Below are 15,922 nucleotides of genomic sequence, written 5' to 3'. Positions count from 1 at the left end.
CAACGCCCCAAGCGTCGGCCGGCGGTCAGGAGGTGGCGGGCTCGTCGCCGGGTCGGCGGATGGCGAGGAATTTCTCGAGTTCCGCGGCGATGGCGTCCGCGCTCGGTACGAAACCGTCCTCGTCCGTCAGCGGCGAGCGGAGGCTCGTTCCCTCCATATAGGTGTCGTGCCGAGCTTCGAGGGCCGACACCAGCTTCTGCAACTCCTCGTTACCGGCGACCTGTTCGTCGACCTTCGACAGGAACTCCCGGCCGCTCTCGCGGAGTCGGTCGGTGGGGAAGATCAGGCCGGTCGCCGCCGAGATGCTTTCGAGAGCCGCAACCGCAGCCTGCGGATACTCCGTGTCAGAGAGGTAGTGCGGGATGAGCAGCGCGAAGCCCACGGCGACGAGCCCGCGCTCAGAAAGACGAAGTTCGAGCAGGTGCAGGACATTGGAGGGGACCTGCGTGTGCGGCTTCCATACTGACATCGCATCAACCAGGTCCTCGCGAGTTCCGCTGACGGTCACGCCGACGGGCCGAGTGTGCGGGACCGGCATCGGGATCGCCTGCACCCAGGTGGTTGAGGCGACGTCGAGACGGGTGACCAGCGATACCACGGCACGGGTGAACCGCTCCCACTGGAAGTCGGGCTCGAAGCCGGTGAGCAGAAGGAAGGGCTGGTGTAGCTCGTCGTGGGCGAGTGAAAGCCGCAACATCGCCGGACGATAATCGGTGAGGTGGTCTTGGTCGAAGGTGATGATCGGCCGCCGAGCACGGTAGTCCAGGAGCTGGTCCTGGTCGAAGACGGCGACGGAACGGTGCTCGAGTGTGTCGAGGAGGTATTCGCCGAGCTGCCCGACGGCGCCACCCGCATCTGCCGAACCGGTGAGCCCAGCAACCAGGTGCAGCCCACGGGGGATCTCGGAGAGGTCGCCCTCGATCTCGAACAGGTCTTCCGGATCCAGCATGCGGACAAGCTTAGACGGGCGTCTGTCTCGCCCGCCCGGCTCCGCTGAGCCCTCAGCGAACAGCACCTAGCATTGCCGCCATGCCCCTCTCCTCTCTCGAATACTCGACTGTCCCCGCCTCCGAGATCGACACTGACGCGCTCGTGCTGGGCGTTGCTCCGGGACCGGACGGACCACGCCTCGTCGGCGTGGAGGGATTCGAGGAGCTGGCCTCCTCGTTCACTGCTCTCGGAGTGACCGGCGCGGCGGAGTCGATCATCCGCGTTCCCTCGCCTGTGCACGCCGGAGTCGTCGTGCTGGTCGGGCTGGGCTCGGCCGAACCCGACGACGCCGCTCTGCGGACCGCCGCCGGTTCGGCAATCCGCGCGCTTGCCGGTTGCGCCTGGGTCGCGCTGTCTCTTCCCCGCGGATCCGACGGCTCTCTTGCCGCGGTCGCCGAGGGCGCCGCCCTTGGCGCGTACGCCTTCACCACCTTCCGCGGCAGCACCGCCTCTTCGGTGAAGGCGCCTGTCGAGCACGTCGTCCTCCTGGGCGCGGATGGTTCCGCTGACGCGGAGGTTCTCGACCGTGCCCTCGTGCTCGGGCGCGCGGTGTCGACGGTGAAGGATCTCGTCAACACTCCTCCCTCCCACCTGTACCCCCAAACGCTCGCCGAGGCCGTGCAGGGAGGCATCGAAGGGCTGCCCCTCGATGTGACGGTCTGGGACGAGAAGGCCCTCGCCGAGGGTGGGTTCGGCGGGATCCTCGGGGTTGGCGGTGGATCCTCCCGCCCACCGCGTCTGGTGAAGGTCGCCTACTCCCCCGAGGGCGCTCATACCCACCTCGCCCTGGTCGGCAAGGGCATCACCTTCGACAGCGGCGGACTCTCGCTCAAGCCGCCGGCTTCGATGATCGGGATGAAGACCGACATGGCGGGTGCTGCGACCGTGTACGCCGTGGTGCGCGCCATCGCGGAACTCGGCCTCCCGATCCGCGCCACCGCCTGGCTCTGCATCGCCGAGAACCTGCCCTCTGGCACCGCGATCCGACCGGATGATGTCCTCACGATCCGTGGCGGGACGACGGTCGAGGTGCTGAACACAGATGCCGAGGGTCGGCTCGTGCTCGCCGATGGCATCGTCGCCGCGAGCGAGGAGCAGCCCGATGCGATCATCGACGTCGCGACGCTCACCGGGGCGTCCGTCGTTGCCCTCGGCAACCGGACGGTCGGCGCAATGGGCGACGAGAAGCTTGTCGCTGAGGTACTCGAGGCCGCGCGCGCCTCGGGTGAATCCTTCTGGCACATGCCGCTTCCGGCCGAGCTGCGGCCCCTGTTGAACTCGGATATCGCCGATATCGCGAATGTGAAGCCGGGCAACACCGCCGGTGGCATGCTGCTTGCCGCACACTTCCTCCGCGAGTTCGTCGGTACACGCGGTGAGGGCGACGATACGACCTCGATTCCGTGGGTACACCTTGACATCGCGGGCCCGGCAAGCAACGGTGGCGGCGCCTACGGCTTCACCGGTGCCGGTGCGACCGGGGTCTCGGTCCGGGCGCTGATCGCGCTGGCCGAGCGCCTCGCACGCGCGTAGTAGGGTCGTCGGGGCGGGAAACCTCGCCTCGTCTCCCTTCCCGATCCGCCGAGCGCTCAGCGCCGGAGCCGGTCGGCGATGCAGTGGGACCGCACGTTGCGAGGGAGTCACTGAGTGTCGGAAGAGCGCTACGACCTGGTCGTGCTCGGTGGTGGCAGCGGTGGATATGCGGCAGCCCTGCGGGCGACGCAGCTCGGGATGAGCGTTGCGCTCATCGAGCGGGACAAGCTTGGCGGCACGTGCCTGCACCGCGGTTGCGTGCCGACGAAAGCGCTTCTGCACGCCGCTGAGCTGGCCGACGGCGCCCGCGACGGAGCGAAATACGGCGTGCTCTCGAGCTTCGCCGGGATCGACATGGCAGGCGTCACCCGCTACCGCGAGGGCGTTGTGGCGGGCAAGTACAAGGGTCTGCAGAGCCTCGTGTCCTCGCGGGGGATCACCGTGATCTCTGGGGAGGGACGTCTGACGGCTCCCGGGACGGTGACGGTCGGCGAGCATGTTGTGCACGGATCGTCGATCGTCGTCGCGACGGGGTCTGCGTCGCGCACCCTTCCCGGTATCGAGATCGGCGGACGCGTTCTCACGAGTGACCAGGCCCTCGAACTCGACCACGTTCCCTCGCGGGTAGTGGTCCTTGGCGGCGGAGTGATCGGCGTCGAGTTCGCGAGCGTCTGGCGATCCTTCGGCGCCGAGGTCACCATTGTCGAGGCGCTCGACCACCTCGTGCCCAATGAGGATGAGAGCGTCAGCAAGCAACTGGAGCGGGCTTTCCGGCGTCGCGGCATCGCCTTTCAACTTGGCTCCCGCGTCGCCTCGGTGTCGCAGTCGGACGAGGGCGTGAGGGTCTCGCTCGAGGGCGGAGCGACCGTCGAGGGCGAGCTGCTCTTGGTCGCCGTGGGCCGCGGCCCCGTGACCGCGGGCGTTGGCCTCGAGGAGGTCGGAGTCCGCCTCGACCGCGGCTACGTGCTGACGGACGAGCGCCTGCAGACCTCCGTGCCCGGGGTGTATGCAGTGGGAGACATCGTGCCCGGCCTCCAACTCGCGCACCGGAGCTTCCAGCAGGGCATCTTTGTCGCGGAGGAGATCGCCGGTCTCGGTCCTCAGATCGTCTCGGACGTCAACGTTCCGAAAGTGACCTACAGCGACCCCGAGGTCGCTTCGGTCGGCCTCAGCGAGGAGCGCGCGATCGCCGAATTCGGCGCCGAGCGCATATCGACCTACGACTACGGCCTGGGCGGCAACGCACGCAGCACCATCATCGGCACGACCGGTTCCGTCAAAGTAGTGCGGGTGGTGGATGGCCCCGTCGTGGGAGTCCACATGGTCGGCGCCCGTGTGGGCGAACTGATCGGCGAGGCGCAGCTCATCGTGAACTGGGAAGCCCATCCCGAGGACGTCGCGCCTCTTGTCCACGCGCATCCGACTCAGAACGAGGCGCTCGGCGAGGCGCACCTCGCTCTGGCCGGCAAGCCTTTGCACGCACTGTAGAACCATTGCGGCGCGGCAACCCGTTGCGTCCGCATTAGTAAGCTGAACATCGAAGCACAAGCGTTTTAAGGAGACAGGCTCATGAGCGAATCCGTCAGCCTCCCGGCACTCGGAGAGAGTGTCACGGAAGGAACGGTCACCCGCTGGCTGAAGAACGTCGGGGACCGCGTCGAGGTGGACGAGCCCCTGCTCGAAGTCTCGACCGACAAGGTCGACACGGAGATCCCGTCGCCCGTCGCCGGCGTCATCGAGGAGATCCTCGTCCAGGAGGACGAGACCGTTGAAGTTGGCGCTGAGCTCGTGCGCATCGGCGATGGCTCCGGTGCGGCCTCCACCTCCGAGCCCGAGGCACCCGCTGAGCAGGAGCCCGAGGTTCAGGCAGCCGAGACTGAGCCCACGGAGGAGGCGACCCCGTCCGTCGACGCCGACAGCGATGCCGAGGCGCCCGCGCCGGCCGAGCCCGAGCCCGCTCCGGCAGTCGAAAGGCCCTCTGCGCCGGAGGTCACCGCACCTGCCCCCTCGGTTCCCGCGCCTGCCGCTGCGGCTCCGATTGCTGCGGCTCCCGCACCCGCCGCGGCTCCCGAGCCCACCGACTCGAACCCCGGCTACGTGACTCCGCTCGTCCGAAAGCTCGCGAGCGAGCACGGCATCGACCTCTCGGCCCTGACCGGCACCGGCGTGGGCGGCCGCATCCGCAAGCAGGACGTTCTCGACGCTGTCGAGGCCGCGAAGTCGACTCCCGCCGCTGCAGCGGCGGCCCCGATCGCCGCCGCCGCTCAGGCCACGCGCACCCCGCTCGAGACCTCTCCCCTGCGTGGTACCACGCAACCGATGTCCCGGCTGCGCAAGGTTCTTGCGCAGCGGGCAGTCGAGTCGATGCAGACGAGCGCTCAGCTCACGTCGGTCATCGAGGTCGACGTGACCGCGGTAGCGCGCTTCCGCGACTCGGTGAAGAAGAGCTTCCAGGAGAAGACGGGCGCCAAGCTCTCCTTCCTCCCCTTCTTCGCCCTTGCCGCAGCCGAAGCCCTCAAGGCGTATCCGGTCATCAACTCCACGCTCGACGGCGAGTCGATCGTTTACCCGGACCACGAGAACATCAGCATCGCGGTGGACACCGAGCGCGGCCTGCTCACCCCCGTGCTCAAGAACGCCTCCGAGCTGAACCTCGCGCAGATCGCTAGCACCATCGGCGACCTCGCGGAGCGTACGCGCAATAACAAGCTCAAGCCCGATGAGCTCGCGGGCGGCACCTTCACGCTGACCAACACGGGATCCCGCGGAGCGCTGTTCGACACGCCCGTCGTGTTCCTGCCGCAGACCGCGATCCTCGGTACCGGCATCGTCACGAAGAAGCCGGCGGTCGTGCAGGTCGATGGCGCAGACGCTATCGCCATCCGCTCGACGGTGTTCCTCGCGCTCTCGTACGATCACCGCACCGTCGACGGTGCCGACGCGGCGCGCTTCCTGGTCGCGATCAAGGAGCGCCTCGAGGAGGGCTCGTTCGAGAACGACCTGGGAGTCTGAGGTATCAGCGCTGAGTCGGCCCGTCACGGTGCGGCTCCGGCATAGACATCGCGGATAAGCCACCCGGCCTCCGTCCTGATGATCAGGACGGAGGCCGCTGTTGTGCCCGGGGCCGTCTCGAGGTCGACCACTGCGGAGGAACCGTTCACGTCGGCCAGGACCACCCCGACACCAACACCCGCCGGTAGGTGCTCGGCGAGTGCGTCCGCGGCCGTGCGTAACGGTGACTCCGCAGTGGTCAACGCTCGACGGCAGTCGGCGTCGGAGCAGGCCAGTGCGGCCTCGACGAGCAGGTGCGCTGCCTCCTCCGCTTCGGCCGGAGTCTGCGCCCTCCCCGCGGACCCGGGCGAAGACGGCATACCGACGAACGGCGCCTGCGTGGCGGGGGGTTCGGACACTGGACTGCGAGAAGGGGACGCGGTGGTCGGGGTGCGGGAATGATCGGCTCGGCCGGACGGCGGGGTCCCGAGGACTCCCGCAATGACCGCGCCGAGCATGATGACGGCGGCCGCAAGCAGAGGGCCGCGACGCCGCACTGCGACGTCCTGGACTCGGGATCGCCAGCCGTCGAGAGGATGCCGCCGCCTGTGGCGTGCAGCTGAAGAACGAGTGTGCTCACGTCGTCGGACGGACGTGGTGGTCGTCCCTGCGCTGAGGCGGACCAAGCCGATGCCCTCGGGATCCGCAAGTCCATAGAGCCGACCCTCGAGCGCAAGGAGGTCACCCTGCTCTAAGAGGAGCGTGACGGGCAATTCAGCGCAGCGTACGCTCACCTCGGTCAGCAGCCGCCGCAGCGCAGCCCGCGTCTCCCGAGGGGATGGTACGGAGGGAGTCGTCAGGAGTAACACAGGCCGGCCCTCTGAGGTCAGCCCGATATCGGCGGCGGTCGGTGCCAAGTGCACGCCGACGGCTCCCGCGGAGCGGACCGCTCCGATCACGGGTCCGAGGAGAGTGATCGCGGCCCCCAGCCGCAGTGGTCGCTCCCCTGCAAGCAGCTGCTCGCCTGTGGCGACCGTGGACGGCGTGGCGACGACCACACGCCGTCCGCGGGAAGGCACGATCCCGACGATGGCCTCCCGATGTCGATGGGCCGGGAGACGGGCCATCGGCGACTCGCGAACCGCCTCGGCCTCGCGTGGCCTAAGCCGCCGCCCGGCAAACTCCGAGCCGTCTTCGTTCACGAGGACAAGACCGCGCGGCGTCCGCTCGACGACCCGGTAACCGCCGATCTTGCTGCGCCGCCCGGCGCTCCTCGATCTCATACTCCGAGCGTGGTCCAGGCTCCGCGGGAGCAGGCGGCTCCGGCGACATTCTGTGGACGAATCGCACGAGCGTTCGCCTGTGGAGGAGCGCGATCACGCTGACAGGGTCCGCCGCCTCGCGCTCGCTCGGTATCCTTGACCGCATGGCACGCAGCACGGAACCGTCGACGAAGGCGGCCAAGGAACCAGGACGTCTCAAGCAGATGTGGCAGGTGTTCCAGATGACCCGCCGCTACGACAGCAGCGCCGTCTGGATCATCCTCCTCGCGCTCCTGCTCCCGATCCTTCTCGGCGTCCTTCTCGGTATCGTGCTTGGGAACGGCAACGGCTTCGTCATCGCTCTCTGGATTCTCGTGGGCGTCATGGCGGGTCTCGTATCCGGCCTCGCGGTTCTCTCCCGCCGTGCAGAACGTGCGGCCTACGGCCAGATTGCTGGCCAGCCCGGCGCGGTCGGCGCGGTCCTGCGAAGCGGACTTCGCGGCACGTGGACCGGCGGCGAGATGCCGGTTGCCGTGAACGGCAAGACCCAGGACGCGGTCTATCGAGCGGTCGGTCGCGGCGGTGTCGTGCTGATCGCGGAGGGCCCCGCCGGTCGCACCAAGCGGATGCTCGAGGACGAGCGACGCAAGGTTACCCGCATCCTGCCGAACGTACCCGTGACCTTCGTCACCGTGGGCCCGGATGCTGACGCCGTGCCGCTGCACAGAGTCCCCAGCCGCCTTGCAAAGACGAAAAAGGTTCTGACCAAGGCCGAGGTCCTTGCGGTCAAGAATCGTCTTGCTTCCCTCAATACCTCACTGCCGATCCCCAAAGGCGTCGATCCCTTCAAGGTGCGGCCGCAGCGCTCGCGCTGACCTTCACGAGACTGTGGGCCGCTGGCAGCCATTCCCGTCCCGTTCCGTGTCTGCGAAGGGTCGGCTCCGTGTTCGGGAAGGCCCGTCAGTAGCGCACCAGCACGGTACCGGCCACCTTGTCGTGGAAGCCCCGCTGGTCCGAGTCCCAAACTAGGGCGGGCACGAGCACTGCCAGCAGCACCGAGCGCACCAGCGGACGCCACACACCCACCCAGCCTCCGCCGAGCCGAATGACGCGCATCCCGAGCAGTCGATGGCCGGGGCTGCCGCCGATGGTCGGGATGAAGACCGCTTGCAGCAGGACGAACAGCAGCAGGCTTGCCCAACGGTCGTAGTCGAAGAACGCGAACGAGATCAGGGCAGAAAGAGCGAAGTCAACGGCCAGCGCGGCGATGCGGCGTCCAGAGCGGCCAATGGAGAGGCGGCCATCCTGAGGAAGACCTAGGCGCTCCCCCGGGTACTCACTTGGGGCGGCGTCAGCGAAGGTCCTTCGGTCGGCTCCTGGCATCCTCCGACTCTATCGCCGGACACGTGGGACGAGCCACGCGGAGCGAACCCCCGTGGCGGCCGCGTAACATACCGGAAACAGAAGGGACACGGCGGGGAAACCGCCCATCACTACCCTGAAACGGCTGCGCTCTGCAGCCACCCGTTACGCCATTGGAGACCTTTGCATGTTTAAAGATTCTTCCGAGGTGCTCACGTTCATCAAGGACACGGACGTCAAGTTCCTCGACATCCGGTTCACCGATCTTCCCGGTGTCCAGCAGCACTTCAACATCCCCGCCTCGACTGTCGACGAGGAATTCTTCTCCGTCGGCCAGCTCTTCGACGGGTCGTCGATCCGCGGATTCGCGAACATCCACGAATCGGACATGCAGCTGATCCCTGACGTGACCACCGCCTACGTGGATCCGTTCCGCATCGAGCGCACGCTGATCCTCGTCTTCGACATCTACAACCCGCGCAACGGTGAGATCTACTCCAAGGATCCTCGCCAGGTCGCCAAAAAGGCCGAGAAGTATCTCGCGTCGACCGGCATAGCCGACACCGCGTTCTTCGCCCCCGAGGCCGAGTTCTACATCTTCGACGACGTCCGCTACGAGGTCACGCAGAATTCCGCATTCCACTCCGTCGACTCGGTTGAGGGCGCTTGGAACTCGGGACGCGTCGAGGAGGGCGGCAACCTCGGCAACAAGACCCCCTATAAGGGCGGCTACTTCCCGGTGAGCCCGGTGGATAAGCAGGCCGATCTCCGCGACGACATTTGCCTGAAGCTGATCGACGCCGGGCTCATCCTCGAGCGCTCCCACCACGAAGTGGGTACGGGTGGCCAGGCCGAGATCAACTACCGCTTCGACACGATGGTGCACGCAGCCGACGACATTCTGAAGTTCAAATACATCGTCAAGAACACGGCCGAGCAGTGGGGCAAGACCGCTACATTCATGCCCAAGCCCCTTTTCGGCGACAACGGCTCGGGAATGCACACCCACCAGTCGCTCTGGAACGACGGCACGCCGCTGTTCTACGACGAGAACGGCTACGGCGGACTCTCGGATGTCGCGCGCTGGTACATCGGCGGCCTGCTCAAGCATGCCCCCGCTGTCCTCGCGTTCACCAACCCGACGGTCAACTCGTACCACCGTCTCATCCCGGGCTTCGAGGCGCCGGTCAACCTCGTCTACTCGGCCGGCAATCGGTCCGCGTCGATCCGCATCCCGATCACCGGCACAAACCCGAAGGCGAAGCGCATTGAGTTCCGCGCGCCGGACGCCTCGGGGAACCCGTACCTCGCGTTCGCCGCCCAGCTGATGGCGGGACTGGATGGCATTAAGAACCGCATTGAGCCGCATGAGCCGGTCGATAAGGATCTCTACGAGTTGCCCCCCGAGGAGGCCAAGCTCATTCCGCAGGTCCCTGCGACCCTCGGTGAGGCGCTCGACGCCCTTGAGGCCGACCACGACTTCCTGCTTCAGGGTGGCGTGTTCACCCAGGAACTCATCGACACCTGGATCGAGTACAAGCGCGAGAAGGAGATTAAGCCCCTCGCGCAGCGCCCGCACCCGTTCGAGTTCGAGTTGTACTACGGGGTCTAGCGAGATCCCGCGGAAATAGCGGAGTCAGTCCGCATCGAGTCCGCACGAGCGGCCAGCACCTGTGCAACGGCCGCTCGTGCGGACTCGTCTGTGTCGGGCCACGTGTTCCCGCAGGCAGTCGTGAATTCGGGTGGGAGCCACTACTGCTTCAGCGGTGGCCGTACCTCGTCAGCGCGTAAAGCGGCAGGTCGCGTCAGACCCCAGCACGCGCCATTCCTCACACGGGGGGGGTCGAGGGCGAAGCGTGCTGCCTGTTCGCTGGTTGGCCCCGGGCCGGCTCTCGTTCGCCGCTCCTCCGCGACACCCCCGAACCGTTACACGTCACGCGCGTCGCGCCGCGGGACTGGGCGTCGTCGCGAGCAGCGATAGCCTCCTCGGCGAGCTGCCCACCCCGCAGCACGCGGCACATCGTCGCGCACCTCTGATAGCGACGGCCGTTCTCCGTTGCGGAACTTCCCCAGCTGAGCAGCACTGTTCAGCCTTCGTCGTGGACGGTCGTCATTGTGCAAACTGAACCGGCCGCGGCACCGACCTGGAAGGACTCTTCGTTGAGCAACAACGACCCTGGTGACTGGCCCTACACGCTGCCGGCCGGATCCCCGTTCGTGAACCCCTACCACTCGATTCATCTGCCGCCGCCTTCCACTCTCCCTTCCGTGATGGTCCCCGACCCGAGTCACGTGATTGTTCGAGGCGATTCGCACATGTTGGGGCGATCCTCGCCCCAAGGCGACGTTGCGTACGAGAAGTCATGGCCGTACTTCCTCGACCAGGAGCTACCCACCGCAAGCGTCATCGTGCGCGCGCTCGGCGGAAGCACGTCCGAGGAAGCCGCGCTCCGTGCCGGCGCGATCACTCCCCTGTTCACGATGCAAGGGGCGGCGCAGACCTTCCCCGCGACCAACAGCCCCTACGCGACTCTCGTCGCGGACGTCCGCTTCCGCACGACGGCCGGGCCTATACCTGCGGACGCAGGCACTCTCACCGTCGTGACATCGAGTGGGACTACCGCGATCCACGGAACCCTCCAACATCAGAGCACGAGCGACGGCAGCACCTACTTTTTCTTGCGTTCCACCCCAGGCACTGTCATCACGGACGTGACGTCCATGTGGTTCGTCAGCGACGACCAGAAGCTCTACGGGGATGCCGTCCAGATCATCGGTTCCGCGGTCAATGACTCCGTGGCGATGCCCGGCGAGACCATCCGGCAGGCGGTCGGTCGATGCGTCACGGCGACCTGCGCGATGGTCGAGGCTCAGCGCTCGACCGTGAAGCGGACCCTGCTGGTTGGATCCCTGATCCGGGCAAATGATGGCGGCCCCAGCCCGTGGCTGATCGACGGCAACCTGCCAGCACTGAATGATGTCAATAAGAACCGTCGCGAGAAGCACTACGTCGTGTGGAACGTGGAGCACGAACTCGCACGCATCTACCCCAACCTCTACTACGACCTCCGCCACTGGATCCAGGACAGCCTCATGGGCGTCGCTGGCCTGACCGAGGGCACGACACCGGTGACCATCAACGGCTACACCTACAAGTCCGACCGAGACAACCGCCTTGAGGACGCGCTCGCCCCGCAGCTCACCCACGACGGCCAGCACATCAAGACGCAGTTTGCGTCGCACATTGGGGCCCGCCTTGCGGCCGAACTTAAGAGCCGAGGGTGGGTGTAGCTGACCTGGTCGTGCCGCGACTGGCGCAGACGCGCGTCCTCGATCCGCGAGCGTCCTCAGCTGGAGGTGGGCACATCCCCCGCCGCAGGCCCGTAGAACAGCCGCTCGAAGACTGCCCGCGAGCGGCGGGTCACGCCGAGGTAGTCGTCCTCCAGGGCCGTCGCTGAGCCGGCCGGGTACTCCAGCAGGCGCGCGACACCGTCGAGCTGGCGGCGGTCGGTCGGGAGGACGTCGCTCGTGCGGTTCGGCCACAGGGTCGTCCCCGAGCGCACGCGGGAGGCGAGCAGCCATGCTGCACGGAGGCGTTCGGCATCGTGCGCACCGACCAGTCCCTCGCTCTCCGCGACCGCGAGGGCCGTGAGCGTGGAGGTCGTGCGCAACGATGGCATCCGGCGCGCGTGCTGCAGCTGCAGGAGCTGTACCAGCCACTCCACGTCGCTCAGCGAGCCGCGACCGAGCTTGAGGTGCCGACGCGGGTCGGCGCCCTGCGGCAGCCGCTCGTTTTCGACGCGGGCCTTGATCCGCTTGACCTCGCGGATGTCGCGGTCCGAGATCGTGCCCGGGTAGCGGACATCGTCGGCCAGTTTCTCGAAGTCGTCGATCAGCGCCCGATCGCCCGCCACTCCCCTGGCCCTCAGCAGAGCCTGCGCCTCCCAGGTCAGCGACCAGCGGGCGTAGTAGGCACGGTAGGAGTCGAGCGACCGCACCAGCGGTCCGTTCTTCCCCTCGGGCCGCAAGTTGGCGTCGAGGTCGAGCGGGAGGCGCGAGTCCTCGGTGAGGCGCACCAGCTCGGCGACGAGGAATTGCGAGTACAGCTGCGCTTGGTGCGGCTCGGCGGCGCCGGGGCGCTGGACGTACATCACGTCGGCGTCGGAGCCGAAGCCGAGCTCTGCGCCCCCGTAGCGCCCCATGCCGATGATCGCGAACTCCGCCTCCGCGCCCGGCCGGGTCGCACTGCCACGCCGGATCGCCGTGAGCACGCCGCTCAGCAAGGCACTGATGATGTCGGTGAGGCTTGCCGCGATCTCCTCGATCGTGCTCAGTCCGAGCACGCCCCCCATCGCCGTCCGCAACACCTCGCGTCTGCGCATCGAGCGCAGGACGGAGGCGACCGCGTCGGGAGTCTCGTGGCGGGACAGGACCGCGCGCACCTCCTCATCGAGCTGCGGGGCGCCGCGCGGGCGGAGGGCGTCGTCGTCTTCGAGCCACGCGGCCGACTCCGGAATGCGGTCGAGCAGCTCCCCGACAAAGCGCGAGCCCGAGAGAACCGTCGTGAGTCGCTTCGCCGCCCCGGAGGAGTCGCGCAGCATCCGTAGGAACCACGGCGTACCGCCGAGGGCATCGCTGAGCCGACGGAAGGCGAGCAGACCGTAGTCAGGGTCGGCGCCGTCGGCGAACCACTGCAGCATGACCGGCGCCAGGTGGCGCTGAATGCTCGCGCGCCGCGAGACGCCGGACGTCATCGCCGCGATGTGGCCGAGAGCGCCGCGCGAGTCCGCGAAGCCAATCGCCGCGAGGCGCGCCTCCGCCTGGCCCGTCGAGAGCTCGGCGCCGCCCTCCGGGAGCGCCGCAACGGCCGAGAGCAGGGGGCGGTAGAACAGGCGCTCATGCAAGCCGCGCACCCGATGCTTAATGCCGTTCCAGACCTGGAGCAGCTCCTCGGCCGTGCGCGCGAGGCCACTGGAACGAGCCAGCGTGCGCAGCTCGTGCTCGTCGCGCGGCATGAGATGCGTGCGCCGGAGCTGACGCAGCTGGAGGCGGTGCTCGAGGAGGCGCAGCGCGCGGTAATCCTGCGCGAACTCCTCCGCTGCCGACCGTCCGATATAGCCACGTTCGGCGAGCGCGCCCAGGGCAAGGAGCGTGCCAGGCATGTGGATCTCGTCATCGGTCTGCCCGTGCACGAGCTGGAGCAGCTGGACCGTGAATTCGATGTCGCGCAGTCCGCCAGGCCCGAGCTTGATCTGATAATGCACGTCCTTCTGCGGGATGTGTTCCGTGACTCGCTCGCGCATCCGCTGGACGGACTCGACGAAATTCTCCCGGGAAGCGCTCGACCACACCTTGGGGGCGACGGCGTTGACGTAGGCACGGCCTAGCTCTGGGTCGCCGGCGAGCGGGCGAGCCTTGAGCAGGGCCTGGAACTCCCAACTCTTGGCCCAGCGGTCGTAGTAGGTGATGTGCGACTCGAGAGTGCGCACGAGCGCGCCCTGCTTGCCCTCTGGACGAAGATTCGGGTCGACTTCCCACAGCTCGGGCTCCACTGCGGGCGCCGAGGTTCCGCGCATGAGCAGGACGGCGAGGCGTGTCGCGATGTCAAGAGCACGCGCGTTCGAGAGCTCACGCTCGGGATCCCCCTCGGCGACGAAGATCACGTCGACGTCGCTGACGTAGTTGAGTTCGGAGGCGCCGGCCTTGCCCATCCCGATGACGGCGAATCGGGTCGCTGCCACCTCGCCGCGAGGGAATCGACCGGGGCCCGTGCCCTCGACAAGCTCGGTGCGAGCGACGGCGAGTGCGGCCTCCAGCGCAGCTCCAGCAAGGTCGGCGAGTGCGCGCGTGACGCGGTCGATCGCTGCGACCGGATCGGGCTGGCTGATGTCGTGCACCACGATACGAGTGAGCAAGCGCCGGTACCGCACACGCAGCGCCGTCCATCCCGCCTCCTCCCGCAGCGTCGAGAAGCCATCGACGGCTCCCACCGAGTCGAGCAGTTCGCCCACGAACTCGGCGCGTCCGGGCAGGGACGGCACCGGCTCCAGGAAGCTCGTGAGTTCGTCCGGCCGACGCTGGAGGAAATCGGCAAGACCGGAGGAGGCGCCGATCACGAGCAGAAGCCGAGTGAGTGCTTCGTCGTCGGCCAGGACCTCGTTCATCCGGTCGCGATGCCGACGGAGCACACTGATCAGAGCGCTCAGCGCAGCATCCGGGTCGGCGACAGCGGCGAAGGATGGCAGCACGGACTCAAGGTCGCGTCCGGCTCGCTCCTCCGCCTCCGCCAAGCGCGCCCCCGTCTCGCCGAGCGCGGCGAAGCCGAGACGCGCGATATCGCGGAGTGAGCGTTCGCGCGGCATGGCCGAGGAGTCAGAGCATCTCGAGGTTGCTGCGCAGCTCGTACGGAGTGACCTGCGCGCGGTACTCGGCCCAGTCCTTCCGCTTGTTGAGCAGCACGAAGTTGAATACCTGTTCCCCGAGCGTCTCAGCGACCAGCTCCGACTCCTCCATCAGCGAAATGGCGCGGTCGAGGCTCGCGGGCAGAGCGCCGTATCCCAGTGCACGGCGCTCGGCGTCCGAGAGAGCCCACACGTTGTCCTCAGCCTCGGCAGGTAGCTCGTAGCCCTCTTCGATGCCCTTGAGCCCCGCGGCCAGCAGCAGCGAGTAAGCGAGGTAGGGGTTTGCAGCAGAGTCGAGTGCACGATACTCGATGCGCGAGGACTGGCCCTTGTTCGGCTTGTAAAGCGGCACCCGCACCAGGGCTGACCGGTTGTTGTGACCCCAGGAGACGTAGCTCGGCGCCTCGTCGCCGCCCCAGAGTCGCTTGTACGAGTTCACGAACTGGTTGGTGACCGCGGTGATCTCGGGGGCGTGCTTGAGCAGCCCCGCGATGAACTGGCGGCCAAGCTTCGAGAGCTGGTACTGCGCGCCCTGCTCGTAGAACGCGTTGACGTCACCCTCGAAGAGGGAGAGGTGAGTGTGCATGCCGGAGCCGGGGTGGCCGGAGAGCGGTTTGGGCATGAAGGTCGCGTACACGCCCTGCTCGATGGCAACCTCTTTGATGACCGTGCGGAAGGTCATGATGTTGTCAGCCGTCGTCAACGCATCGGCGTAACGGAGGTCGATCTCGTTCTGGCCAGGGCCGGCCTCGTGATGGCTGAACTCGACCGAGATGCCCAGGTCCTCCAGCATCCGCACGGAGCGTCGACGGAAGTCGTGCGCGGTGCCTCCCGGGACGTTGTCGAAATATCCCGCGGAATCGACGGGCTCGGGGCCCTCGGCGCCGAACGTCGAGGACTTCAAGAGGTAGAACTCGATTTCGGGATGCGTGTAGAACGTGAAGCCGCGCTCAGCCGCCTTTGCGAGCGTGCGCTTGAGCACATTTCGCGGGTCCGCGACCGCGGGCTGGCCGTCGGGCGTGGTGATGTCGCAGAACATCCGCGCCGTCGGATCAATCTCGCCCCGCCACGGCAGGATCTGGAACGTGGATGGGTCCGGATGCGCGAGCACGTCGGCCTCGAACGAGCGCGTCAGGCCCTCAATAGCAGAGCCGTCGAACCCCAGGCCCTCGGCGAATGCCCCTTCGACCTCGGCGGGCGCTATCGCGACTGACTTCAGCGTGCCGACGACGTCCGTGAACCAGAGGCGAACGAATTTGATCCCTCGCTCTTCAATGGTGCGAAGAACGAAGTCCCGTTGCTTGTCCATCCAGACTCCTTCTGTTTCGCCCCTCAGGCTACTGCCTCCGACCAGTGCCCGCGGGTTGCGGCGGGGGCGCCGGT

Annotated in this window: 11 protein-coding genes; 6 read left to right on the top strand and 5 right to left on the bottom strand. The window is 67.4% G+C overall.

Annotation, left to right across the window (positions count from 1 at the left end; translation table 11 throughout):
- Positions 1-25: 25 nt before the first annotated feature.
- Positions 26-949 (bottom strand): proteasome assembly chaperone family protein, encoded by a 924-nt coding sequence (locus tag B0H03_RS03545; RefSeq protein ID WP_104264780.1) that lies wholly within the window; start codon positions 947-949, stop codon positions 26-28.
- A gap of 80 nt (positions 950-1,029) precedes the next feature.
- Between B0H03_RS03545 and B0H03_RS03540 the strand changes: the two genes are divergently transcribed.
- The 3 genes from B0H03_RS03540 (at position 1,030) to sucB (ending at position 5,535) form a co-directional block, all read left to right on the top strand.
- Entirely contained in the window at positions 1,030-2,523 is a 1,494-nt protein-coding gene (locus tag B0H03_RS03540; protein WP_104264779.1) for a leucyl aminopeptidase, read from the top strand.
- A gap of 114 nt (positions 2,524-2,637) precedes the next feature.
- A complete protein-coding gene (lpdA, locus tag B0H03_RS03535; RefSeq protein ID WP_104264778.1) occupies positions 2,638-4,011 on the top strand; it encodes a dihydrolipoyl dehydrogenase in 1,374 nt (457 codons plus the stop codon).
- An 81-nt stretch (positions 4,012-4,092) separates the two neighbouring features.
- On the top strand, positions 4,093-5,535 hold the full coding sequence (gene sucB, locus B0H03_RS03530; RefSeq protein WP_104264777.1) for a 2-oxoglutarate dehydrogenase, E2 component, dihydrolipoamide succinyltransferase: 1,443 nt from the start codon (positions 4,093-4,095) through the stop codon (positions 5,533-5,535).
- A 23-nt stretch (positions 5,536-5,558) separates the two neighbouring features.
- On the opposite strand, the gene B0H03_RS03525 is transcribed toward sucB, so the two are convergent.
- The gene (locus tag B0H03_RS03525; RefSeq protein WP_104264776.1) at positions 5,559-6,797 is read right to left on the bottom strand and encodes a hypothetical protein; all 1,239 of its coding nucleotides are present in this window, start codon (positions 6,795-6,797) and stop codon (positions 5,559-5,561) included.
- A gap of 143 nt (positions 6,798-6,940) precedes the next feature.
- On the opposite strand from B0H03_RS03525, the gene B0H03_RS03520 reads away from it, so the two are divergent.
- A complete protein-coding gene (locus B0H03_RS03520; protein ID WP_104264775.1) occupies positions 6,941-7,651 on the top strand; it encodes a DUF4191 domain-containing protein in 711 nt (236 codons plus the stop codon).
- 85 nt (positions 7,652-7,736) lie between these two features.
- On the opposite strand, the gene B0H03_RS03515 is transcribed toward B0H03_RS03520, so the two are convergent.
- A complete protein-coding gene (locus B0H03_RS03515; RefSeq protein ID WP_104264774.1) occupies positions 7,737-8,159 on the bottom strand; it encodes an RDD family protein in 423 nt (140 codons plus the stop codon).
- Positions 8,160-8,325: 166 nt separating this feature from the next.
- Here B0H03_RS03515 and glnA point away from each other — a divergent pair, with 166 nt between their 5' ends.
- Positions 8,326-9,750: a type I glutamate--ammonia ligase gene (gene glnA / locus B0H03_RS03510; RefSeq protein ID WP_104264773.1), complete on the top strand. Its 1,425-nt coding sequence runs from the start codon at positions 8,326-8,328 to the stop codon at positions 9,748-9,750.
- A gap of 704 nt (positions 9,751-10,454) precedes the next feature.
- A complete protein-coding gene (locus B0H03_RS03505) occupies positions 10,455-11,429 on the top strand; it encodes a hypothetical protein (RefSeq protein ID WP_104353972.1) in 975 nt (324 codons plus the stop codon).
- Positions 11,430-11,485: 56 nt separating this feature from the next.
- Here B0H03_RS03505 and B0H03_RS03500 read toward each other — a convergent pair whose 3' ends face one another.
- Both B0H03_RS03500 and B0H03_RS03495 read right to left on the bottom strand, forming a co-directional pair.
- Complete coding sequence (locus B0H03_RS03500; RefSeq protein ID WP_104264768.1) at positions 11,486-14,500, bottom strand: bifunctional [glutamine synthetase] adenylyltransferase/[glutamine synthetase]-adenylyl-L-tyrosine phosphorylase; 3,015 nt, start codon at positions 14,498-14,500, stop codon at positions 11,486-11,488.
- A 10-nt stretch (positions 14,501-14,510) separates the two neighbouring features.
- Complete coding sequence (locus B0H03_RS03495; RefSeq protein WP_104264767.1) at positions 14,511-15,848, bottom strand: glutamine synthetase family protein; 1,338 nt, start codon at positions 15,846-15,848, stop codon at positions 14,511-14,513.
- Positions 15,849-15,922: the final 74 nt, after the last annotated feature.

Source organism: Rathayibacter iranicus NCPPB 2253 = VKM Ac-1602 (assembly GCF_003149025.1).
GTDB lineage: Bacteria > Actinomycetota > Actinomycetes > Actinomycetales > Microbacteriaceae > Rathayibacter > Rathayibacter iranicus.
Note: the sequence above shows the minus strand (reverse complement) of the source record. Positions and strands in the feature narration are given on the sequence as shown.